22 protein-coding genes and 1 tRNA gene are annotated in these 20,661 nt (G+C 61.5%); 11 read left to right on the top strand and 12 right to left on the bottom strand.

Going from position 1 to position 20,661, the window contains the following annotated elements:
- Nucleotides 1-4: 4 nt before the first annotated feature.
- Complete coding sequence (locus ACETII_RS02750) at nucleotides 5-217, bottom strand: DUF1674 domain-containing protein (RefSeq protein ID WP_363349502.1); 213 nt, start codon at nucleotides 215-217, stop codon at nucleotides 5-7.
- A 77-nt stretch (nucleotides 218-294) separates the two neighbouring features.
- Here ACETII_RS02750 and ACETII_RS02745 point away from each other — a divergent pair, with 77 nt between their 5' ends.
- Nucleotides 295-1,707, top strand: a complete 1,413-nt coding sequence (locus ACETII_RS02745; RefSeq protein WP_472787013.1) for an RsmB/NOP family class I SAM-dependent RNA methyltransferase — start codon at nucleotides 295-297, stop codon at nucleotides 1,705-1,707.
- Between the two features lie 8 nt (nucleotides 1,708-1,715).
- Here ACETII_RS02745 and ACETII_RS02740 read toward each other — a convergent pair whose 3' ends face one another.
- From ACETII_RS02740 to ACETII_RS02725, 4 genes are all read right to left on the bottom strand, one after another.
- Entirely contained in the window at nucleotides 1,716-3,647 is a 1,932-nt protein-coding gene (locus ACETII_RS02740; protein WP_363349500.1) for a hybrid sensor histidine kinase/response regulator, read from the bottom strand.
- A gap of 107 nt (nucleotides 3,648-3,754) precedes the next feature.
- Entirely contained in the window at nucleotides 3,755-4,261 is a 507-nt protein-coding gene (locus ACETII_RS02735) for an RNA pyrophosphohydrolase (protein WP_363349499.1), read from the bottom strand.
- Nucleotides 4,258-5,451 (bottom strand): divergent polysaccharide deacetylase family protein, encoded by a 1,194-nt coding sequence (locus ACETII_RS02730; protein WP_472787012.1) that lies wholly within the window; start codon nucleotides 5,449-5,451, stop codon nucleotides 4,258-4,260. The genes ACETII_RS02735 and ACETII_RS02730 overlap by 4 nt, the downstream gene beginning before the upstream one ends.
- Nucleotides 5,452-5,543: 92 nt before the next feature.
- Entirely contained in the window at nucleotides 5,544-6,605 is a 1,062-nt protein-coding gene (locus ACETII_RS02725; RefSeq protein ID WP_472787011.1) for a Ppx/GppA phosphatase family protein, read from the bottom strand.
- A 267-nt stretch (nucleotides 6,606-6,872) separates the two neighbouring features.
- Between ACETII_RS02725 and ACETII_RS02720 the strand changes: the two genes are divergently transcribed.
- A tRNA-Gln gene (locus ACETII_RS02720) sits at nucleotides 6,873-6,946 on the top strand.
- Here the strand turns inward: ACETII_RS02720 and ACETII_RS02715 are convergent.
- Nucleotides 6,914-7,270, bottom strand: a complete 357-nt coding sequence (locus ACETII_RS02715) for a hypothetical protein (RefSeq protein ID WP_472787010.1) — start codon at nucleotides 7,268-7,270, stop codon at nucleotides 6,914-6,916. The genes ACETII_RS02720 and ACETII_RS02715 overlap by 33 nt on opposite strands.
- Before the next feature lie 835 nt (nucleotides 7,271-8,105).
- On the opposite strand from ACETII_RS02715, the gene ACETII_RS02710 reads away from it, so the two are divergent.
- The 5 genes from ACETII_RS02710 to ACETII_RS02690 all read left to right on the top strand — a co-directional run bounded on the left by ACETII_RS02710 (nucleotide 8,106) and on the right by ACETII_RS02690 (nucleotide 12,023).
- Nucleotides 8,106-8,519, top strand: a complete 414-nt coding sequence (locus ACETII_RS02710; RefSeq protein ID WP_472787009.1) for a hypothetical protein — start codon at nucleotides 8,106-8,108, stop codon at nucleotides 8,517-8,519.
- A gap of 59 nt (nucleotides 8,520-8,578) precedes the next feature.
- Complete coding sequence (locus ACETII_RS02705; protein WP_472787008.1) at nucleotides 8,579-8,923, top strand: hypothetical protein; 345 nt, start codon at nucleotides 8,579-8,581, stop codon at nucleotides 8,921-8,923.
- A gap of 380 nt (nucleotides 8,924-9,303) precedes the next feature.
- Entirely contained in the window at nucleotides 9,304-10,104 is an 801-nt protein-coding gene (gene minC, locus ACETII_RS02700) for a septum site-determining protein MinC (RefSeq protein WP_363349494.1), read from the top strand.
- A gap of 12 nt (nucleotides 10,105-10,116) precedes the next feature.
- The gene (minD, locus tag ACETII_RS02695; protein ID WP_472787007.1) at nucleotides 10,117-10,932 is read left to right on the top strand and encodes a septum site-determining protein MinD; all 816 of its coding nucleotides are present in this window, start codon (nucleotides 10,117-10,119) and stop codon (nucleotides 10,930-10,932) included.
- Nucleotides 10,929-12,023, top strand: coding sequence for an OmpA family protein (locus tag ACETII_RS02690; protein WP_472787006.1), 1,095 nt, complete (start codon nucleotides 10,929-10,931; stop codon nucleotides 12,021-12,023). Before minD ends, ACETII_RS02690 begins: the two co-directional genes overlap by 4 nt.
- Before the next feature lie 50 nt (nucleotides 12,024-12,073).
- On the opposite strand, the gene ACETII_RS02685 is transcribed toward ACETII_RS02690, so the two are convergent.
- On the bottom strand, nucleotides 12,074-12,514 hold the full coding sequence (locus tag ACETII_RS02685) for a hypothetical protein (RefSeq protein WP_472787005.1): 441 nt from the start codon (nucleotides 12,512-12,514) through the stop codon (nucleotides 12,074-12,076).
- A gap of 1,083 nt (nucleotides 12,515-13,597) precedes the next feature.
- Here ACETII_RS02685 and ACETII_RS02680 point away from each other — a divergent pair.
- The 4 genes from ACETII_RS02680 (at nucleotide 13,598) to ACETII_RS02665 (ending at nucleotide 15,857) form a co-directional block, all read left to right on the top strand.
- A complete protein-coding gene (locus tag ACETII_RS02680) occupies nucleotides 13,598-13,876 on the top strand; it encodes a hypothetical protein (RefSeq protein WP_363349490.1) in 279 nt (92 codons plus the stop codon).
- Nucleotides 13,877-14,346: 470 nt separating this feature from the next.
- Nucleotides 14,347-14,613, top strand: a complete 267-nt coding sequence (locus tag ACETII_RS02675; RefSeq protein ID WP_472787004.1) for a hypothetical protein — start codon at nucleotides 14,347-14,349, stop codon at nucleotides 14,611-14,613.
- Nucleotides 14,614-14,939: 326 nt separating this feature from the next.
- Nucleotides 14,940-15,158 (top strand): GCG_CRPN prefix-to-repeats domain-containing protein, encoded by a 219-nt coding sequence (locus ACETII_RS02670; RefSeq protein ID WP_472787003.1) that lies wholly within the window; start codon nucleotides 14,940-14,942, stop codon nucleotides 15,156-15,158.
- A 336-nt stretch (nucleotides 15,159-15,494) separates the two neighbouring features.
- On the top strand, nucleotides 15,495-15,857 hold the full coding sequence (locus ACETII_RS02665) for a hypothetical protein (protein WP_472787002.1): 363 nt from the start codon (nucleotides 15,495-15,497) through the stop codon (nucleotides 15,855-15,857).
- A gap of 17 nt (nucleotides 15,858-15,874) precedes the next feature.
- Here ACETII_RS02665 and ACETII_RS02660 read toward each other — a convergent pair whose 3' ends face one another.
- The 5 genes from ACETII_RS02660 to ACETII_RS02640 all read right to left on the bottom strand — a co-directional run bounded on the left by ACETII_RS02660 (nucleotide 15,875) and on the right by ACETII_RS02640 (nucleotide 20,550).
- Complete coding sequence (locus ACETII_RS02660) at nucleotides 15,875-16,303, bottom strand: hypothetical protein (RefSeq protein ID WP_472787001.1); 429 nt, start codon at nucleotides 16,301-16,303, stop codon at nucleotides 15,875-15,877.
- A 63-nt stretch (nucleotides 16,304-16,366) separates the two neighbouring features.
- Complete coding sequence (locus tag ACETII_RS02655) at nucleotides 16,367-16,702, bottom strand: hypothetical protein (protein WP_472787000.1); 336 nt, start codon at nucleotides 16,700-16,702, stop codon at nucleotides 16,367-16,369.
- A 109-nt stretch (nucleotides 16,703-16,811) separates the two neighbouring features.
- Nucleotides 16,812-17,117: a hypothetical protein gene (locus ACETII_RS02650; protein ID WP_363349484.1), complete on the bottom strand. Its 306-nt coding sequence runs from the start codon at nucleotides 17,115-17,117 to the stop codon at nucleotides 16,812-16,814.
- Nucleotides 17,118-17,575: 458 nt separating this feature from the next.
- Nucleotides 17,576-19,684 (bottom strand): hypothetical protein, encoded by a 2,109-nt coding sequence (locus ACETII_RS02645; RefSeq protein ID WP_472786999.1) that lies wholly within the window; start codon nucleotides 19,682-19,684, stop codon nucleotides 17,576-17,578.
- Nucleotides 19,685-20,247: 563 nt separating this feature from the next.
- Nucleotides 20,248-20,550: a hypothetical protein gene (locus ACETII_RS02640; RefSeq protein WP_472786998.1), complete on the bottom strand. Its 303-nt coding sequence runs from the start codon at nucleotides 20,548-20,550 to the stop codon at nucleotides 20,248-20,250.
- Between the last annotated feature and the right edge of the window lie 111 nt (nucleotides 20,551-20,661).

Raw genomic sequence — 20,661 nt, 5'->3', positions numbered from 1 at the left:
TTTTTTAGAAATCGCTCGCCAATCCCTTGACCTCCCAGTCGCCGTAGCGGGCGGGATCGAGCCCGCCGCGGCCGCCGAGCTCCTCCGGCGGTCGATCGGCGGCGGCGGCTCGCCGGCGCGCTTCGGCCTCGGCCAGCGCGCGCCGCGCGGCGGGGGACAAACGGCGATCCGCTTCGGGCGCCGCTGCAGGTTCTTTTGTTTTTGCTGTCTCGGACATGGCTACCACCGAGGTTCTCGCCCGCCGACGCCGGCTTGTGCTATGATTTCGCCAGACGGGGCAGCGGAGACGGCCGCTTGAGCGATAGTAGATCATTCCGCGGGCGGCCGAAAACAGGGCGTCAATCGACAAGGCAGGGTTTCGTTCCGGCGGAAGCCGCCCGCGAGGCGGAGGCCGCGAAGATTCCTGGCCTTCCGGCGCGCCTCGCCGCCGCGGCGATTATCGCCGACGTGGCGCAGGGCGGGCATCGCCTGGATGAATGTTTCTCCCCACAGGCCGTGCCGAGCCGTCTGACGGGCCTCGACGCCCGCGACGTCGCGCTGGCGCGCTCCATCGCCACTGTCGCGCTGCGCCGCCTCGGCGTCATTCGCCATGCGCTGGCTGCGCTTCTGGAGACGGGTCTGCCGCGTCAGGCCGGCCGGCTCGAATTCACGCTGATCGCCGCAGCCGCACAGCTTCTCTTCCTCGACGCGGCCGACCATGCGGCGATCGACCTCGCGGTCCGGGCGACCAAGCTCGAACCGAAGACCAGCCCCTATTCGGGACTGGTCAATGGCGTGCTGCGCAATCTGCTGCGCCGGCGCGAAGAGTTTCTGGAACTCGCGGCGAGCGGCGATTTCGATAGCCCCGCCTGGCTCCTGCAGCGCTGGCGCAAGCATTATGGCGAGGAGACGGCCCGCGCCATCGCCGCCATGCACATGCGCGAGCCGCCGCTGGATCTGTCGGTCAAATCCGATCCGGAAGACTGGGCCGAGCGCCTCGACGGCGTCGTGCTGCCGACCGGCTCCGTGCGGCTGCGCACGCATGCGCCCATCACCGAACTTCCCGGCTATGACGAAGGCGAATGGTGGGTGCAGGACGCGGCGGCGGCGCTGCCCGCGCGACTCCTCGCCCCGAAGCCAGACGAACGCATCCTCGACATGTGCGCCGCGCCGGGCGGCAAGACGGCGCAGCTCGCTCTGGCGCGCGCCCATGTGGTGGCGCTCGACCGTTCGGCCGAGCGTCTCAAGATCCTCGCGGCCAATCTTGCGCGCCTCGGGTTGCGCGCCGACGTCGCGGTCGCCGACGCGACCGGCTATCAGGCGCAGCCCTTCGACGCCATTCTCATAGACGCGCCCTGTTCGGCGACCGGCACGGCGCGCCGCCATCCCGACGTGCCCTGGACCAAGAAGCCCGGCGACATCGACGCGCTCGCCGCGTTGCAGACGAAAATGCTCGCTCGCGCCGCATTGCTCACGAAGGCGGGCGGGCGCATCGTCTATTGCACCTGTTCGCTCGAGCCGGAGGAGGGCGAGCAGCAGATCGCAAGCTTCCTGCGGCGCAATCCAGACTTTCGGCGTGAGCCGGTAAAGTCCGAGGACGGCGTCCCGGCGGAATTCGTCAACCGCGACGGCGATCTGCGCACGCTCCCCTGCTATTGGCCAAATGACGACGCTCGACTTGCCGGCATAGACGGGTTTTTCGCGGCGCGGCTCGTACGACAGGCCTGATCCGCAACTTACTCGCCCACCGCGGCGAGGGCGACCTGCTGAGTCGCGCAGGCCCCGAGCAGCGCGTCGAGCGCCTCGAGCTCCGCGGGCTTGGTGAGATGCCGGTCGAAACCGGCTGCGCGCACCCGCGCGTCCACCTGGTCTTTTCCCCAGCCGCTGAGCGCGACCAGGAGGATGTCGCGGCCCCTGGGCAAAGCGCGAATGCGGCGCGCGGTCTCAAAACCGTCGAGGCCGGGCATGCCGAGGTCGAGCAGGACAATTTCCGGCTCGAATTCCACGACGCGCGCAAGCCCCGTCTCTCCGGAATAGGCCGCCTTGGCGACCGCTCCAAGCTCTCCAAGCAGCGCAGCGAAACTGTCGGCCACATCCCTCTCGTCGTCGATGACAAGGGCACGGCGCGCTTCCCGCGCTGGCGCGCGCCTGGGCGCCGCAGGGCGCGCCGCTTCCCCGGGCGCCGCTGGCAAACGGACGACGAAGACGCTGCCGCAGCCGACGCCGTCGCTTTGCGCCTCCACTGCGCCGCCATGCAGATGCAAGAGGGTGCGCACCAGCGCGAGACCGATCCCGAGCCCGCCTTTCGCGCGCCCGAGGGTCCTGTCGACCTGCGCGAAATAGTGGAAAATATGTGGAAGCATGTCCGGGGGAATGCCGACGCCCGTGTCTCTGACCGTGACGACGACGTCATTCTCGCGTCTTTCGGCGGCGAGGGAGATCGTGCCGCCATGTTCGGTGTATTTGGCGGCGTTGTCGAGCAGATTGGTAAAGACCTGGGTCAGTCGAACGACGTCGCCGTCGACAGTAAGGGGTACGCAGGGGAACTCCGCCTGCAGCGCGTGACCGCCCGCCTGAATAGCGGGTTGCGCCGTCTCAATGGCGTGCCGAAGGACCTGGCGGAGGTCGATCGCTCCTTTCTTCAGTTCGATTTTCCCGCGCGAGATGCGCGAGAAATCCAGAAGCTCGTTGACGAGGCGAATCAAGTGCTCGACCTGGCGTTCGGCCATGGCGAGAAGGTCCTTGTCGCGCTGACGCGTCAAAGCCCCGTCGTGGCGCAAGACGTAAATGACGTTGCGAATCGGCGACAAGGGATTGCGCAGCTCATGCGCCAGCGTGGCGATGAATTCGTCCTTGCGCCGGTCCGCCGTTCTCAGCGCCTCCTGGGCGCGTTTGCGTTCGGTGATGTCGCGCACGAAGGCGCGCACGCCGACGACGTTTCCCTGTCCGTCGTGGATGGGCCAGGAACGCACGCTAACGGGGAAGACCGAGCCGTTCTTGCGTATGCACTCCTTCTCGTATTCGCCGGAGTCGCCGAGGGGCAGAATGCGCTCTCGCATGATGCGCTCATCGGCGTCCCGCCAGCTTTCAGGCGTAAGGTCGTGACACCCCATCGTCCGTAATTCCTCGAGCTCATAACCGAACATCGAGACGAAAGCCGCATTGGCGTCTTGTATTCTTCTATCCAAATCGATCGTCACGATGCCGTCCCGGCTGGTCTCGAACAATCGACGGTACCGCTCCTCGCTCTCGCGCAGCGTCTCGTTGGTTTCTTCCCGCAGGAGGCTGCGGGTGCGTCCGATTTCGGCTGCGACCAGCGTGCGCTGTCGCGCGCCATACCACCCGACCCCGAGTGCGAAGACGAAGCCGAACGCTATGAAAACCACGACGCGCAGAACATCGGCGTCGGCGCCGATTTGAAGCGAACCCCGCGGCTCGAGGAAGAAGTATGCGCCGCTGATCGCGGCGAGAATCGTGCTCAAAGCGCCGGGGGCCGGCCCCGCGACGACCGTCGTCAGAATAGCCAAGAAAAAGTAGAGGATAAAAGGGCGTTCGGCGAAGATGCCGCCGTAGAAATAAGGAACGGCGGTGCCGACGGCCGCGGCCAGGACCGCGACGGCGTAGGGCGCGGCGATGTGGCGCGCGCGATGAGCGAATGCGTTCTTCAAAATCGGGCTCGCGGTCCAGGCCCGCGCGCCAACGCGGCCCTGCATCAACAAGGACTATTCCAAAAAAGCCTGATAGGACCAGGTCTTGGCAGTTTTGAGGCGCCGGATCAACGCGCCGCGAAAGGCGAGAACGCTTCGACGACGTCGCGGTAGACTTGCCGCTTGAAGGGCACGATGAGATCGGGAAGAGTCTCGAGCCTCTCCCATCGCCAGTCGTCGAACTCGGGCTTGTGGCCGCCGCCGCCGGGGGCGTGAATGTCAATTTCGCTGTCGACCCCGAGAAAACGCAGGGCGAACCAGCGCTGCGACTGGCCGATGTATTTGCCGCTCCAGCGCTTCTTGGCGTCCGGGGGCAAGTCGTAGGAGAGCCAGGCCGGCGCTTCGGCGAGAAATTCGACGCTGGAGACGTTCGTTTCCTCGTAGAGCTCGCGGATCGCCGCTTGGAACGGCGTTTCGCCCTCGTCGATCCCGCCCTGCGGCATCTGCCACATATAGGGTTCGGCCACCTGATCGAAGGCGCCCTTGGCTTTCCGATGGCCGACGAAAACGAGGCCCTGCGCGTTGAACAGAGCGACGCCGACACAGGGGCGGTAGCGCGTGTCCGGCGCGTTCATCGGGTGTCGCTCGCGGCGGCCGCGGCGCTGCGCGGGGCCAGGGCGGCGGATACCGGGACGAGCGCAACGCCGCGGCGCTCGAGATCGCGCGCGAAAGGCGCGATTCTCGCGATCGCCGCCGAGCTGGCGTTGGCGAAGCCGATGGCGACTCCCTTCTCACGCGCGACGGCCTCCAGCCGCGCCAGGGCCGCATCCATGGCCTGCGGCGCGCCGCGCGCGTCGACGACAATGTCGACCTTCGCGTAAGGGGCCGCCAATTTCTTTGCGATTCCAGCGGCTTGCGACTGCGGAGACAGCCCGTCGTCGAGATAGAACAGCCCGCGCCGGGCGATCTCGCCCAATGCGACAGACATGGCCGTCTCATCGGCCGTGAAGCGTCCGCCAAGATAATTCATGACGCCAGCATAACCCGCAAACCGGCTCATCAGCCAGTCCAGATCGTCCGCGCCGCCGTCGCCTGCGCCAGTGACGAGCGTATGCGGCCCCGGGTTGTTTTGCGGATAGTCGAAAGGCTCCATCGGCGCCTGCAACAGGGCTTCATGGCCGCGCCCGCGGGCCTGCGCGACGAGGCGATTGAGCTCAGCGCCATAGGGCGCGAAGGCCAGGGTCACGTCCTCGGGAAGCTCTTCGATCGCCGCCTGCGAGGATTGCGGATTGAGCCCCACGCCGCCGACGACGATCGCCAGGCGCGGCGCGCCGGCCTTGAGCGCCGCGCGGGCCACGAAGGGGCGGGCGTAGACGTCCATCGGCCGCGCCCCGTCGTCCCCGATCTTTGGCAGCAGACCGTAGCGGCCCTTTTCGGTCACCCGGCGATCCGGCGCGGGCGCGAGCCGCGCGCCGGAAGCGGGTTCGACGCGGATGATTCGGGCCGACCCGGCCTCGCCGCGGCGGGTGACCTTGACGCCGGAAACGAATTCCATGTCCGCGGCGGCGTTGTCCCCTTGTGGGGTTTCCGACGGGCGCACGGCGGCCGGCGGCGGCGCGCCAGAGGGCGGGTCCGGCGCGGGCTCGATTCGGGCGAGGGCGTAGGGTTGCCCCCCGCCCGGATCGACGGGAGCAAGGTAGAGCGCGGCGACGCCCCCCGCCATGAGGGCGCTGGCGGCGAGGGTAAGCGGCGAGCCGCGCAAGGCGCGCGCCCGGCGCGGCGGTCTCGGCTTGCCGCCAAGCGGCGCGTTCAATTCGTCGGTCATCGGGGCGCCCGCTCGCGGTTCAAGGCGAAAGCCTTTGGCGAATCAGCGCCTATTGTGAAGTTTCAGCCTGGTCCCGTCGAGCCTGGGGGCGCTCAAGCGCCGAGCACGCCGTCGGCTTCCATCAGCTCCAGCAGCATGCCTTCGCGCAGCCCGCGATCGGCGATTCGGGTGCGCGTCGCTGGAAACATCTCGCGGATGGCCTCGAAAATCGCACAGCCCGCGAGGACGAGATCGGCGCGCTGCGGACCGATGCAGCCGTTCGCCACGCGCTCGTCGAAATCCATGGCGCGCAGCCGCTCGATCGCCCGCGTCGCCTCGGCGTCGCTCATCCACAGCCCGTCGACGCGCCAGCGATCGTAGCGTTCGAGCCCGAGGTGCACGCCCGCGAGCGTCGTCACCGTGCCGGAGGTGCCGAGAAGATGGAAGCGCGAGCAGCGGGCGATCTCTGCGGTTTCGTCGACGAAATGGACCAGGGCCGCACGCGCGTGCTCTTTCATGGCCGCGAAGGTGCGGGCGTCGACCAGCCGGCCGCCAAAATGCTCGGCGAGCGTCACCACGCCGAGCTCCAAAGAGGTCCAGCTGTGCAGCTCGCGGGCCTCGCCGGAAACGGGCGAGCGCGTGAGCCAGACGAGCTCAGTCGAGCCCCCGCCGATGTCGAACAGGAGCACGCTGGCCGCGTGGGGGTCGGCGAGCGAGCCGCAACCGCGGGCCGCGAAGCGCGCCTCGGTTTCCCGGTCGATGACCTCGAGCTCGAGGCCGGTGCGCTCGCGGACGCGGGCGACGAACTCCTCGCCATTGGCGGCCCCCCGGCAGGCCTGGGTGGCGACGAGCCTGGCGCGCGTGACGCTCCGCGCCTCCATCTTGGCGCGGCAGACGTCGAGCGCGGCGATGGTGCGCTCGATGGCGGCTTCGCTGATTCGCCCGGCGCGGCCGAGGCCCTCGCCGAGCCGCACGATCCGCGAAAAGGCGTCGACGACGCGGAGAAAATCGGAATTGCGGCGGCGCGGCCGACGTTCGGGGCGCGCGATGAGCAACCGGCAATTGTTCGTTCCGAGGTCGAGCGCCGCGTAAGTATGGCCGGGCCAGGTGGCCGAGGGACCCGGGCCGGCCGCATCCGCGGCCGCGACACGGGCCTGCGTCCGTGTCGCCACCATTGCCTCCAGACCTGGCTCCGCACGCGCGGGCCGCTCGGTCCCTGCCAAGTTCATGCTCCCGCGATAACCGGTTTCTCGCGCCTTCGCCGCTCGCGCGACCCCATTCGCGTCACTATCCTAAATGCAGGATTGCGGACCCGCCCGCAAGGGGCCGCCCGCCCGGGCTTGGCTCTTGGTCCGGCGGCGCGATCCCGCGGCGGGGCGGTTGACAGCGCGCGCGGCTCTCTCTAGATCACGTCTCGCTTCGGCGCAAAAAGCCGAACCCGTTGGGGGATAGTTCAACGGTAGAACAGCGGACTCTGACTCCGTTAATCTTGGTTCGAATCCAGGTCCCCCAGCCAGCTAACCCCCTGATTTCCTGTGTCTCCGCCAGTCGTGCGGCAAACCTCGTGACTGGGCGATGAGACGCGCGGCGTCAACTCGACCGGGTGCTGACTGGCGAGGATGGCCCAGCTAGGACAGGCGCAGCAGCACAGCGAGATAATCCCGTCGTAGCCACAGCCGTGCAGCATCGCTTCAACTCTGTCGTCGTGGCCAGCCTTCTCCGTCGTTTTCACCGATGCGTAGGCTTTCACTCCGACGGTAGGGCTCGTCGGAAATACGAGATCTGGATTCATTCTCTTGGCGTCGCTCTTGATCAGCTCGACGACCTTGGCACTGCGCATTTAACGTTGTCGCGTCCCCGCTCGTCATTCGAAGTGCATCTTGCTCCTTGACGGCCGCAGGTCGAACTGGGTTTTCGACTCGGCCCGCGCCCGCCTTAACATCTTTTATTTGTATAGAACGCGGTTGGCGGGCTTGTGCTGGATTCCGAATCGCGCCGAAGCGTTTGAGATCAGATCGAAGCCTTCACTCCCGACTAGGAAGCCCGCGCAGATGAAAACCCGAAGAACCGCGAGTTTGCCGACGTTGAAAAACACTTTCAAATTTGGCCATCAACGCAGCGCCCGCGAAATTCATATAATCGAGCAGTAGAATCGCGGCGGAACTGCCCTTGTGTGATGCAGAAGCTCCAGCTCGCCCATGCTCCTGAACCATCGCTGCGGATCCAAGACGTAACCTTGATCCGCTCGAGCTCCCCGGCTCGGTAACATGCGAGAGGCTTTCCCTGCTCGTCGGCAAAGCGAGAATCCCGCTTCCCGCGCAGCATCAACCAAAACCGGGAACCTTGTGCAATTCGGTGAGCGCGCAGCGATAGTTCCGCTTTGAACGCTTATGTGGCGATCGTCAGCACGCTCTGTATGTGCGAATGGCGTGGTTGGTTGACGCCCTTATCTTGTCTCAAAGGAGAGGGATATTTTTTTTGTTGATTCGCACGCAATCTTCGCTCCAAACGCTGACGCGCTTTTGCATAAGCAATGGTCCCATGATGACAGGCGATATTATGAAGACGATAGCCGGGGCGTCGCGGGTCGCCGAACGATCTATCGGCCACGCTGCTGTCGGCGACGCGCGGACGCGGCTGCAAATCCCTTCCCCTCCAATAAAGGGCCGCCTGACATGAGCGAGGACCGGCGGAAACTCTATGACATCTTGGTCGTCTGTGCGTTGCGATATGGCTTGACCCAGGACAGCCGCTTCGCCTTGGCTGCGCTCGTGACCTATCGAACCTTGCACAAGGTCCTGAGGCCCGAAGCAATGGACTACGTCGAGGGTAAGCTGACCGAGCTTCGGGACAGAGCTGTCGCGACGATGCCGCCCCGAAGCAGGGCTGACGACAGCTACGTCGCGCTCGCCGCCTTTATTCGATCAATGGGATTAGCAGAGGCGCTCAAGGGCGAGAGTACGATGCAGTTTGACGATCACAGAGCAAAGATGGGCCTGCGCCAGTTGGCGCCAGAGCTTGCCAAAGCCATCGAGACTTGTGACCTTCGAGGCGTTCACAAGTTCTCGAAACCAGAATACGCGACATAAGCCACAACGGGATCATCCCACGCCCCCGGCGGTCGGTTGTCGGCCGCGCCAGGGAAGTCATGCTCATCGCCTCGTGGGCGGGGTTAAATGCGAGAAAGACGATGGCGGAAGAAATAGAATATTACCGGGGCCACCGGTTGGAAATACGGACGTTCGGGCCTGGGTGGATCGTCTTTATTTATCCTCCCGGCGACATGTTTGCCTGCAAAGAACCTCCCTCGACGCGCGAATCGAATCAACGCAGCGAAGTGGTGACCCAAGCCAAAGCTCTGGTCGACGGCTTTTTCCCGCCAAGCGTCGCTTGCAACGCGCTGTCCTTCTCCGGCGAGCGAGAACAAACCTTAGCCACGACGAGGGCCAGCGAGATGAAAGCGACATTCATCGAAAAAGCAGGTGGCAATTAAACGACGCGAGACGAAGGCCGCTTGGCGCGAGTCGGCGCGAAGGCATACAAAAGAGCAAGGCTGCCCCAGGCCGAATTGCATCTTCGCGACACGATCTGCGCGCCATGAAAGATGACAAGGCGCCGCTCGAAAGATTTCCGAGCGCACTCAAATCACCAACGCAATTGCGATTGGACACGACCGGATTGATTCTTCAAATCTCGACATTCGAAGTATTTCTTTGCCTTCCGCGCGCTCGACGAAGGGTCGCGTGCGTCCCCGATGCATCGCCCACAAATCAGAATTGGCGTTTGCGACACAATTTAAGCCTCGAAGACAAGGCGTTAACACTCAGTTAACCATATCGAGGCGAAACTCTTCTATCCCGTCGAGAGTCGGACATGACACAATCTTTCGCTCAGCACATCCGATTTCGAGGCCTGTCCTTTCCTCTTCTCGCGCTCGAGCCGGAAGCGCCGGTCCCCGACTGGATCGTCCGGCTCGACGAATATTTGGCGCGCTTCCCGGTGTCGTTCGCCAAGAAGCCGATCGTCGTCGACGTGTCGAAACTGAGCATCGGGCGCGCCGATTTGATGGCGTTGGTAGAATCCCTGTCTCGGCGACGCATTCGCATCATAGGCCTTTCAGGCTTAGATTCGTCGTGGGCGTCGGATGATCTTCCTCCAATCCTGAGCTGCGGTCGCGCCCCTGCAACCGTCGGCAAACCAGGCCTCGCAACTTCAAGCGACGGGACCTCCGGTGCGATTGCTCGAGAGGAACCGCTCGGCTTCGACGAGACGGCCGAAACTCGAAACGGACCGCAGGCGGAACAAAGACGTTCATCGCCCGACTATGCTGGCGCCCCCGCGGCGGTCGTCGCGCCGCTTGTCGTAGAAGAGCCGGTGCGCTCCGGACAATCTATCGTTTGCAGGAACGACGTGACGGTGATCGGTTCGGTCGCCTGGGGCTCCGAGGTCGTCGCCGGCGGATCGATCCATATTTACGGAACCGCACGCGGACGAGTCATGGCGGGGGCCTACGGCGACGCGCGCGCCCGCATTTTTTGCCGCCGGCTCGAAGCCGAACTCATAGCCGTCAACGGCGTCTATATGACGGCGGAAAAAATTGACGCGAATCTCGTCGGCCAGGCCGTCCAAGTTTGGTTGGAGGACCAGAAGATCAGAATCGCAAGGTTTGACTGAGAGGCGCAACACATGCCCAAAGTTGTGGTCGTTACCTCCGGTAAGGGAGGCGTTGGAAAGACGACGTCAACCGCCGCTCTCGGAACCGCTCTGGCCCAAGCGGGCCAGAAGGTCGTCGTTGTCGATTTCGACATTGGCCTGCGGAACCTTGATCTCGTGATGGGCGTGGAGCAGCGCGTCGCCCACGACCTCATTAACGTGATGCAAGGCGACGCGAAGCTGAACGATGCGCTGATCCCTTGCGCAGACCTTAACAATTTGCATCTCCTGCCAGCCTCGCAGACGCAGGACAAGGATGCCCTCACAGAATCCGGCGTGCGCCGCGTCGTCGACGAGCTGCGCGAGCAATTCGACTGGGTTATTTGCGATAGCCCGGCGGGAATCGAAGTTGGGGCTACTTTGGCGATGCGCTTCGCGGACATCGCGGTCATCGTCACCAACGCCGAAGTTTCTTCGGTGCGCGATTCCGATCGAATTGTTGGCCTGCTCGACGCCAAGACCGAACGCGCCGAGAGAGGCGAGCAACTCGAGAAGCATTTGCTGCTCACACGCTATGACGCCGGCCGCGCCGCCCACAGAAACATGTTGAGCGTCGACGACGTCGTCGAGATTTTGGCCCTCCCGCTTCTCGGCGTCGTGCCTGAAAGCGAAGAGGTTTTATCCGCTTCGAATCTCGGCTCACCCATCACGCTGCATAAGCCCGCGAGCGCTCCAGCCCGCGCCTATGCTGAGGCCGCGCGGCGGTTGTGCGGCGCCGGCACAGCTTTCGATACCCCCACAAAGAGGCAGGGTCTCCTTGGCAGATTGTTAGGTCGGAGGGCGGCATGAGTGACACCTCGGCGTCGATCGCGCGCGGGCGCCTGCAAACAATCTTTGCACGCGAGCGGAACACCCCAACCGAGGAGCCGCCCATCGTTGGCGGCGCGCAACAGCAGGCTCTGTCCGCACCGATCGAGCATGTCCCGGTCGTCCCGGACGAAAATGACGTGAAGCCCTCGGGCTGCGAGGATCCTTGCGCTCGCGAGATCGAGGTCAAAAATCAAAAGTCGGCCGAGCCACCGGAGATCGCGCCGTTGCAGAGCGCACTTCCGCCATCGACCGGAGCGGCTGCGGCCGAAACGATCAGTCAACCGATCGCTGCGTCGGCAAACATGGGTGGAGCATTTCATTCACAACTTTCCTTGCTCTCAGCTGCTGCGGTAATTCTCGTCATGGGGGGTGCGGCATGGTGGCTCAATAAGAGCGAAGCGACGACGGTCTCGCCCGAGACAGCGTTTTCGGCGCAATCGGAAAGGATATCGCCTCCGCCTCTCGATGAACCTGTTCCGACGAAAGCGAGCGAAGCGGCCGTAAGCCCGTCGAAAGGCGCCGTCGCAACGCCTGCTAAGCCGGCGTCGTCGCCCTCGTCGTCAGAACTTGTGGCGCGGGGAGAGCAAGGCCACGCGACGCCAGTGCAGCCCATGACTCGCAGCCTCGATAGCGGCGAGCAGATGAAGGTTCAGAGCAACAAGGAAACCCTCATTCCCGCCTTCAGCGTCGAGACAAGACTCGCTGATTTTTTAAAACAGGAGTCAGTCGGTTCCAGCGAATTCGATCTCGATAAGATTGGCTTTGGCCCGACGAGCGCCATATTGACCCCCGCGTCTGCTGAGCAGTTGCAAAATATTGCGAATATTTTGGCGCAGCGACCGAAGCTCAGAATTTCCGTGAACGCCTATGTCGACGGATTCACAAAAGGAGCGCCGGGCTTAAAGCTCTCGAGGGCTCGCGCGAACAGCGTCATTCGCGCGCTGTCGCGCAGCGGCTACAAATCGCACATAACCGCCCAGGTAGTCAGACGCGATCGCGTCGAACGCTCAGGCGATGCAACGGAAACCAGTGGGCAAGGGCAGCGCGTTTCGCTTACCGTCACAAAGTGAGATGAGACTCGCGGCAAAGGCGGCCGCGTGAATGAGCCTATCCGCTCTAATCAACGCGGGTTAGTGAAATTGCCTTGAAACAGTGTCTCGAAAAACCCACGAGGAGGTGGACTTTCGATTTCAGTTGGAGGCGCTTGTTCGGTGGCCGCCTCCTGCTCGCCTTCAATCTTCCTTTTCTTGTTTGAAGCGAGCTTAACCTTCCTGGGCTTGGAGTGCTTGATCAAACCGGTGGGTGTTTCATCGACTGATAGTTTGGCTTGCTCATCGGCAGCCGAAGCTTGGCTCGCTTTCGGGGCTTCCTCTATCTCTGTGGGTGTCTTATGGACACGCATGTGCCGGACGTGTTCATTGGGTGGATCGTCGACTGCAATCGTCAGAGCCGGGGCTGCTTGCACAGGGTTTTGGCTGACGACCACCTTCGGGCTGAAGGTGGTCGCGCAGGCAAAGCCTACTATTCCACCAATCACAAAAACACCGAGGTATTTTTGCATTTTGCTCTTTCCAATTTGAACTCTGTGACTCGCCTTTCGTGAAGCGGGGGAGAGCTCGACTGGAAAATCATAAATTATTCTATGCCAGGAGCGAACAGGGCATCGACGAGACGGTGAACGGAAGCTTAATCAGGTTGGCTTGGCAGTCCGAACCTCTTTCTGACTTGCAACAAGAACCTGCTCGCTGCGATGCAGCCATGTCCGACACGCGCATACTCCAATTGGACCTATCAGCGGATGCCGATCAGATCAATTACGCTGAGCCATGGCGCTAGCGGCGCCTCCGATCGGGGTTGCGTCGTACTTTCCGCACTGGATCAGTTTCAGCCTGATCATTGCCCTGAACCGTGCCCGCTCCGAGGCAGCAGCAGCAGGCCGTCTCGGTCACGAGACTTGATGAGAGTTGCTGAAATCAAGGTTTCTCGTCAATAAACGGTTTGTAGCTGTAGATGCGCACTGCGGGATAGATCCTTCGTCCCAACGGGGCTGCACCCCATCGTACTGCCCTCTGCGGAGGTACGATTATTATGCCTCCCTGTGGCAGCCAGAGTCGTGCCGATGGCGCTAGAACAGTCGGATTGAATCCGAACTGAGCGAAGCCTTGTGCCGCGACAGCTGTAGGCGTTACTAAAAGCGCCAGCGTCAAAACGGTTGGTTTGAGAGTAGTCATTGGCCTTTGCCATCACGGGGCCGCTATTTGGCCAGGAAGAACAATTATGATGGCGCGGAACTCATCGAATGACAGACATCTGAGGTTGTGGGCTTAGCAGCTTAAGTCCGATAAGGGAGCATCGCTCCGCGTAGCGAAAGCGGGCGGTGGTCTCTTTGCCCCCCATACACCCAGCCTCATGCAGTTATTGATCAAAGCGCTTGCGGGGGAGGATCACGAGTTGAACTGCCACGGCGTGGGCTGTGCGACGCCGCCCAAAGGTCCACCAAACCAAAAGTCTACCGATAAGCGTCAAAGCCGTTTCGCTCCAGTCATAGAGGGACTGCACAGGGTGCATCTACCGGCATCGTACCTCTGCGCCTTTCACAACCGCGCTAACTCTTCTCACTATCGAGGGGGGAGGGGAGGAGACGATGGCGGACAAGAATAGGGTCGGTTTAGTCGGAGCCGCGCTGCTCGGAGGATGGCACCTCGTGTGGTCGGTCCTGGTCGCCACAGGAGTTGGTCAGGCGATCTATGACTTCATCCTGTGGGCGCACATGATCCGTCTTAGCATCGTGATCGGGCCTTTCAATCCTTCGGCGGCAGCGACACTCGTCCTGATGACAGCTGTGTTCGGCTATGTCATCGGCTACACCGGCGCGTGGGTGTGGAACAGGATGCAAGCGCGAAGTGAAGGATCAATACGCTAGCGAACGCGAACCGATATCGGCCTCGCTCTCAAGCCCATGTCGAGTGCCTTGCTGAGGCTTGCTCGGACGGGGTTCTTCACCTTGGCAGCCAGGGTTGAACCGGTAGCGCTTGACAGAAACCGGCCGCTCAGTTGGGATGATCGCGTGCAGTGCCTAAAGCAAGTAGACGGCCCTCAGCCCAGGGAGGTTCGAATGGGATGGCTCATTCCAATTTGCATGCTGGCTATGGTCATAATTCTCGCGGTGACCCTAACGCGCCTCTAAACCAGGGCGTGGCCCTATGTTTGCTCAAAGCAGATCGTCAACGGTCGCCCCTCGCAATTAGCAACTCGGCCCCGGGGCATGTTGCGATTTTTTGCCGCTGTGCTCAGCAGGCTCTGTGGAGAGGCCACGTCTCTTTGTTGCAGCGGATCGCATCTGCGTCATGCAATTAATTACGAAAGGACTCTTGCGGTAAGAAGGGAACGCGAATGAACCATAAGCATCGGACAGCTCTGCATGCCTTGTTTTCGCACCCTATGAGCAGCAATATCGATCCGCAGATCGTCAAATCATTGCTGGAAGAACTTGGCGCTGAAGTCACCCATAGCCGGCACAACCATTTGTTGGTCACGTTGAATGGCGTCGCACATGGGTTTCACGACACCCACCATAGCCTTTCAAAAGACGAGGTTGCAGCCCTGCGTAAATTCCTTGCAGAGGCCGGCATCGATCCTATTCGCGACTACCCACTGTGACGCTGCTTAAGCAGAAGTGTAGCTGGCTAAGGTGTTTGTCTTCCTTTTTCAGGCAAACCCCGGCAGGCTTGCGAGCCTTGTTTCGTGCGGACGTGACAAAGAGCGCAGCAATCTTGCTCTCGTCGCGCCGGCTGTCTTGCTCATTGCAAGCACGCTGGAACCCTTCCGACGCGAGCGCGCGAGCGGCGGACTTCAATCTCTCTTGAGAACGGCGAGAGGCCGGGTAAGCCTCCTGACTGAAAATTTTACCTGACCTAGCCAGGTTAATTCCTCATGATAACATCGAAATCGCCATTTGTGACGATGGCGAAAAAAATAGGTGGATCATGAAGAATTTGTCCGCTGTGCTTTGCGCCGCAATTCTTTCGGCCTCGTTATCTTCGGTAGCTACGCCTGCTTTGGCGTTGGGCGGCTGCGGTCCAAACGGGCACCGCAATGCGTGGGGTTATTGCGTGTTCGGCGGCCAAAATCAGGATTGGTGCCTCAGAAGGACCGGCCATCCAGCCACTCGCATGCCAAACGGCACGCTTCGTTGTTTCAGGTGAGCAGTTTCCCCGAAGCTTAAGCCAAGCTGAAGTGGCGCACAGGCGGTCGCTGTCGACAACCTTTGAACCACTTCTCCGCGAGGTTCGCGCTGTGGGCGCTCCCGGCAAGGACCTCGCGCGTATCGGGCTCCGGCGCCTGGTTGGCCTAGAAGCAATGGGCCGAGGCCGGCGCACAAGTTCGCAAGGGCGAGGTCGCCACATGCAAAGATTGCCACGAGATCGGAATCAGTCGCTGCAACCGGGCCGGCATTTACGAAGTCACAAGGAACGCGACCTATTCTGGCCCCAATAATGGGGGCAGTTAACCGAAGCCGTTGCATGAAGCTAGAGGGTGACATGAACTGGATCAATCGCCTCTTCGAGTTTTTCTCCTTCGCATTTGTTCCGGCCTCAGCCGTTATCGTTACGGTCGAACGGAACGAACGGGATAAAGTGCTCGGCCTGCTGCAGGATTACATTAAGTCCGAGGGTGGAATTGACGAAGTGAGGCGGCGCTTTGAAAGCGCCGGCTTCATCGGCAAGGTGCGTTCCTGGGATTCAGATCGCCCCCTCCCCATCAACTCCGTCGAGGCGTTGCAGCTCATGGGCTGGAGGGACCTCCGCAAGATGGCAGAGAAGGCGGAAATGCCCGTTGATCGAGCGCGCGAGCTATTGGCTGAACTGCTGCCCATCGCCGTCAAACGAGCCTTTTCGAAATAAGCGCTCGGTAAATAAGGCTACCCGTTCCGTGGCTCGCTCCTGTATGGAACCGAGCCACAATTCAAGCGGGCGCGTGGCTCGTTAAAAATATGGGTGGTCTGTAAAGGCTCGAGCTTGCGCGGCGCATCAAAGAAGGCGCGGACCTCAGGCGGAATGACTCGGAGCTTTTCGTTGAGCACCGATATTGCGAGGGCGACGCTTTCGGTGATGTTAAGCCCCGACAAGTCGCCCCAGTCTTCGCCGAGACAGGCTGAAAAGTGATCAAGTTCGTCGGCCGCGGAGTCGGTCGACTCTAATTGAATATTGTGCGTCGAAACGCCGAGAGCCCGGGCGAGGGCGTCGAGCGGCGACTCGCCCTCGCGCCACCCGCCGACGTGATAAGCTAAAATAGCGCGTTTAGAGTTGCGCCATTCGTGCTCGTGATGTGGCCAATCTGATTTGAACATGGCCCCCACCTCCGCACGCCATCGTCAGTGTCCTGCGTCCATTTATCGGCCCGCCGGGGTCAACTAGGGTTGACCGGATGGCAAAGGAGGCAAAGACTCAATGTGCTGGCCAACGCCCGTGTAGCTTTGGTTCCCGACTTGAGTGACCGTCGTATCGTTGCTGAGCGAGCTTCCTGCCTTGCCAATGGCGACTTGTTGGACGCCGTAGAAATTGACGAGGCTGGTCTGGGTGGCGTTGTCGGTGTTGTGTTGCCCCAGCGACACGCCGGCCTTGGCGCTCAAGAGCGGGTTGTTGCCGAAGTTGACGCCGATGAAGCTCGGCTTGACGCTGATGAAGTCGCCCGCGTGCGCCTGGCCCAGGCCGATGCAAGCAAGGACGGGAATAAGCCAATATTTCATTCGTCTATTCCCTTGCGTCGTCAATGGCGACGACAGGTCGCTTCAGTATTTTTGGAGATGCGATCGCGGCCGATGTGGCCGCGATCACTTCAAGACCGCAGAGCTATTCTCACGGAGCGCCGAAATTCAGCGGAACCTGAGCCTGGATAACCGTGCCCTTGTTGATGGCCGTGCCACCCTTCGACGTGTCGCCGATGCTCTGGCCAACGTCCAACTTCTGCGTAATGTCGCCGTGGCCGGGGTTGACCGGAACCTGCGCCTGCACGATGAAGGCCTTATTGAGCGCGAAGCCGCCCTTCGAGGTGTCGCCGATCGTCTGGTTCAGCTTCAGCGACTGGCTGATGTCGAGACCGCCTGCCAGAGCGAAGGTGGTGGAAAGGGCCAGAGCGGCCGAAACGAGAAGCAGCTTTTTCATAAAAGAATCCTCCGGGCTTCAAAGAAGCTACGTTTCTTAGCTTCTGCTAGGAATTTTATCTCCGCTCCGTGGAAGAGCTAGACGCCTCTTTGGCTAAATTCGGATTACCCTGCGGGGTCGGGAGGGCGCCCAAATTGGGTAAGTATTTTTCCTAGGTGGTTACCGCGCGCGCCTCGCCGGATGGGTGCGCTGCGTAGTTCGTAGTTCTACGAATTCACGGGCAGGCGCTTGGTCGCTTAACTGACGGGGTTTCAGTATAAATTGCATCTCCGGCCGTGAGCGGTCTGCCCGACAAGAGGGCGGGCCGCTCATGTGCAGCGCGTCAACCGTGAGCGCCATCGCTGGCCTCGTGGCTGCTTCGGTTGGCGTCGCTCGTTTAGCTTGGCCTCCTCACATGCGCAGATGTGCTTCGGCGCTCGAGTTTGGGCTACATGTCAAGGAGGGGCGTTACCCCGCGCTTACTTCAAACGAACGCACGACGCATAGGCTCCTACCCGGTCGTTTTCTCCTGCGGGCGAGACGCGCAGCCGGATATCCTTGTTCGGCCCCTTATAGATTTCCGCGAAGGGTTGAGCTTTTCCGCCGTCGCGCGTGCTGGCCCAGGCGCCGGTGATTCCGGTGATGTAGCATCGCACATCATTGGCTTGGTCGGACGGCGCGAGCTGCACATCCGACGTGGAAAGGACCTCGGTCGCTGCAAACGGCGGCGACCACGCGGCGCATCCGTTTGTCCAGGATTCGCCGGTCATGGGTCTGAGTCCGGAGGGCGGCGCGTGCTCCTGCAGCAATGCGATTTTGCCGGCCGTCTCGAAGACGTGGAGCTTGTCAGGACGCTTGTCTGCATTGGCGATCGCAACGTTGCCGATAAAACCCGACAATACGTTTGCTGACGCCGCGCCGGTGACGGTGGCGTCGATGTTTTGCGCCAGGCGAGAGCCATCGGGATCGAAAACAATGAACATGTTTGCGTAGCAGTTCTTCGGGTCTGGAACCGAGGCAATCTGATTGTAATTGACACATTCGGCCGTTCCGCCCGGCGGCGCGGTGGCTGGTCCACCGGTGGGATCGACGAAGGCGCGCCACTTCCACTTGCCGCCGTCGGCGTAGATGCGGGCGAATCCGCCGCGATAATTGGCGTCGCCAATCGGGATTTCGGACTTCGTCGTTTGCCAAAACGGTCCATGTAACGTACGCCAGTAGCAGAATCCAAGCGGACAGTCCCCGCTTGGCGCGCAGGCGCTGAGGTCGCCGCCGGTGTCGCTGCGGCTCGACGTCGGCTCCGTTTGGGTGGCGCCATTGATGACGATGCCGCCTGAGGGCGGTTGTGCGCAGGCGGCGGTCAGCGCGTCCTTATGCTTGGCGTAAGACGCGTTGTTGCCAGGATTGCTCGGCGGCATCGTGAATTTGATCGCCTTGGGCAGGATGATCGAACAATAGCCCGGCGTCGCCGTCGAAACCTCGGGGAAACGGCGGCCCGGAGGCCTGTCGTGACAGGAGGAGCAGGAACTCTCGCCTGAAGTCAACGTGATTCCCTGCAGAGCGTTGGTCGGCCCGGGGTTTTGCGGCCAGCTCGGATGAACCAGCGGTTCCAGCCAAGTCTTGGGAATGATTTTGGAACCCAGATCCATCGGCTCTGCGGGATGCACGATGTAGGGATTTTCTCCGGCGTGACAGTCTGTGCAAACGCCTCCCGTGCCGCCCTGCAGGTCGGCCCCGCCAGCAAAGCCCGATATCGAAACAGGCGTATTTTTTGGAATATCATATTGCTGCTTGTTGCGTTGGTTGTCCCAATAGCAGGATTTGCTTGTGTCGACGCCAAGACAGATGATCCCGAGAAGGCTGATCGTGTCGCCCGCCGATCTCGGCAAAGCGAAGCAAACGCCGCGGGGCGACTCGCTCACGATTGCGAACAGTTCCGCTTCGATGCCGCTGCTGATGAACTTCATGTTTAATTTGCCGCGCGATTGCCAATTTGGACTTCCCCAATCCGACGGCAGCGGCACGCCCGACTTGCGGCATTCCTCCAGATAGCTTGCTCCCCCGGCATTCGTTGCGGCGTAAAAAGTCAGCAGATTTTGACGCCTGAGATAATCAAAGAACTCCTTACGGATTCCGCCCGAAGGCGGGTCCTTCGTCTCAACTCCATCATCCGTTATCCGCACGAAACGCGCCAGCAGGGCGGCGTTCTTGCTGGCTAAAAACGGCGCCTCCCGCTGTTCTGCCGCATCGATGAAGCGCGCGATCAGCGCGGCGTTGGCCAGGATGTCTTCAGACTGGGACCGGGATTTGAATTCGTTCAGGCCGCGCTGGGCCGCGATGAATTCGCCGCGCCGCCGCTCGTCCATCAAACCGTATAATTTCTTGAGGTAAAACCTCTGCGCGTCGATGACGGCCTCGGGCGACGGATTGATTTCTTCCCCTTCGTGATTGAAAATCGCGCCATGCCCCACAGTTGCGATCGGGTCGCTTTCCGCAACCCGCCATGCGCTGATGTCTTCCGAAACTTCCTGGCTTTTTTCTTTCTCGCAGCCTGCGATTGACAGCGCGAGCAACAGGATCGCGAGCAATTTGTTCATGATGACCCTCGAAATCAATGTGCGCTAAGTCTGCGCAGCTTGCACTTAGTCCGCTCGCTTTTCTGCCAACGTGTCCGAGCCGCTTTCGAAGCCGCGAGCTTTTCTCTTAGCCATAGTGGCGGCGGCGTAATGCAATGAAATATTGGGTTACAAGAGCAATTTCACCCTGGGACCTTAGCCGATTCCGCGTATCTGAACTCGCAGATCTTAATCATTACGATTGTTATCGGGGTCGCCCGGCGCACGCAGCGCAGGCTAGACGTAGCGTTCCGATGTCGCACAAGCGGCCAATAAACCCATCGGCTAGGAGTCATCAAAAGCGCAAATGTCGGCGAGTGCAAGCGCCTTATCAAAAGGCCCAGTCCGCGCGTTGCACATCCCTGGCGTGACGACGACACATCGGATCGCCAGAGGTCCCGCCTCTTGCCGATGCTTTCGCTCTTTTCGGTATAGCCCCCACTGGCTTGCTGCCGGCCGCTGTGCTTCCCACAAGGGCTGCGACTACGGCTCTCTAACGTTCCCTGAACCCGCCCGTCGTTTCCGACAGTCACGACTCAACGATGCATTTTATCCGGGACTGCAGGCGGCAGCATTTTGTTTGGAACCTGCATTTGATTGGGAAGCGGCAGCGGCGCCAGATGATCGGGAATTATAGGCGACGACGGCGCCGTCGTCGCTGCGGGACACCACCAAAGCGACGGCGCTGCTCTGCACAAAAATGGCTGTGTCTTGGCTGCAAAGGCGCTTATCGCGTCGATCAAGGCAACGGCCGCTACCAAGAAAGCCGTCAAAGCCGCCATCTTGGCTGTCAGACTCTTCGATCCTTGAGAGGCAGAAAGATTGTCTGGCAAATTCATTGACTTTAAACTCCAGCGGGCGCTCGGGAATGATTGGATCCTATGCTACTGCATTTTACTAGTTTGCAGAATGATGATCCATTCCTCCGATGGCGGCGACACCGCTTGCCT

The organism is Methylocystis sp. NC52PC (assembly GCF_055698645.1).
This window is presented reverse-complemented; position numbering and strand designations above follow the sequence as displayed.

Coding starts and splice junctions, on each gene's coding strand:
- ACETII_RS02750 (WP_363349502.1), bottom strand. CDS start 217: ATGTCCGAGACAGCAAAAACAAAAGAACCTGCAGCGGCGCCCGAAGCG.
- ACETII_RS02735 (WP_363349499.1), bottom strand. CDS start 4,261: ATGAACGCGCCGGACACGCGCTACCGCCCCTGTGTCGGCGTCGCTCTG.
- ACETII_RS02730 (WP_472787012.1), bottom strand. CDS start 5,451: ATGACCGACGAATTGAACGCGCCGCTTGGCGGCAAGCCGAGACCGCCG.
- ACETII_RS02725 (WP_472787011.1), bottom strand. CDS start 6,605: ATGGTGGCGACACGGACGCAGGCCCGTGTCGCGGCCGCGGATGCGGCC.
- ACETII_RS02715 (WP_472787010.1), bottom strand. CDS start 7,270: ATGCGCAGTGCCAAGGTCGTCGAGCTGATCAAGAGCGACGCCAAGAGA.
- ACETII_RS02710 (WP_472787009.1), top strand. CDS start 8,106: ATGAGCGAGGACCGGCGGAAACTCTATGACATCTTGGTCGTCTGTGCG.
- ACETII_RS02705 (WP_472787008.1), top strand. CDS start 8,579: ATGCTCATCGCCTCGTGGGCGGGGTTAAATGCGAGAAAGACGATGGCG.
- minC (WP_363349494.1), top strand. CDS start 9,304: ATGACACAATCTTTCGCTCAGCACATCCGATTTCGAGGCCTGTCCTTT.
- minD (WP_472787007.1), top strand. CDS start 10,117: ATGCCCAAAGTTGTGGTCGTTACCTCCGGTAAGGGAGGCGTTGGAAAG.
- ACETII_RS02690 (WP_472787006.1), top strand. CDS start 10,929: ATGAGTGACACCTCGGCGTCGATCGCGCGCGGGCGCCTGCAAACAATC.
- ACETII_RS02685 (WP_472787005.1), bottom strand. CDS start 12,514: ATGCAAAAATACCTCGGTGTTTTTGTGATTGGTGGAATAGTAGGCTTT.
- ACETII_RS02680 (WP_363349490.1), top strand. CDS start 13,598: ATGGCGGACAAGAATAGGGTCGGTTTAGTCGGAGCCGCGCTGCTCGGA.
- ACETII_RS02675 (WP_472787004.1), top strand. CDS start 14,347: ATGAACCATAAGCATCGGACAGCTCTGCATGCCTTGTTTTCGCACCCT.
- ACETII_RS02670 (WP_472787003.1), top strand. CDS start 14,940: ATGAAGAATTTGTCCGCTGTGCTTTGCGCCGCAATTCTTTCGGCCTCG.
- ACETII_RS02665 (WP_472787002.1), top strand. CDS start 15,495: ATGAACTGGATCAATCGCCTCTTCGAGTTTTTCTCCTTCGCATTTGTT.
- ACETII_RS02660 (WP_472787001.1), bottom strand. CDS start 16,303: ATGTTCAAATCAGATTGGCCACATCACGAGCACGAATGGCGCAACTCT.
- ACETII_RS02655 (WP_472787000.1), bottom strand. CDS start 16,702: ATGAAATATTGGCTTATTCCCGTCCTTGCTTGCATCGGCCTGGGCCAG.
- ACETII_RS02650 (WP_363349484.1), bottom strand. CDS start 17,117: ATGAAAAAGCTGCTTCTCGTTTCGGCCGCTCTGGCCCTTTCCACCACC.
- ACETII_RS02640 (WP_472786998.1), bottom strand. CDS start 20,550: ATGAATTTGCCAGACAATCTTTCTGCCTCTCAAGGATCGAAGAGTCTG.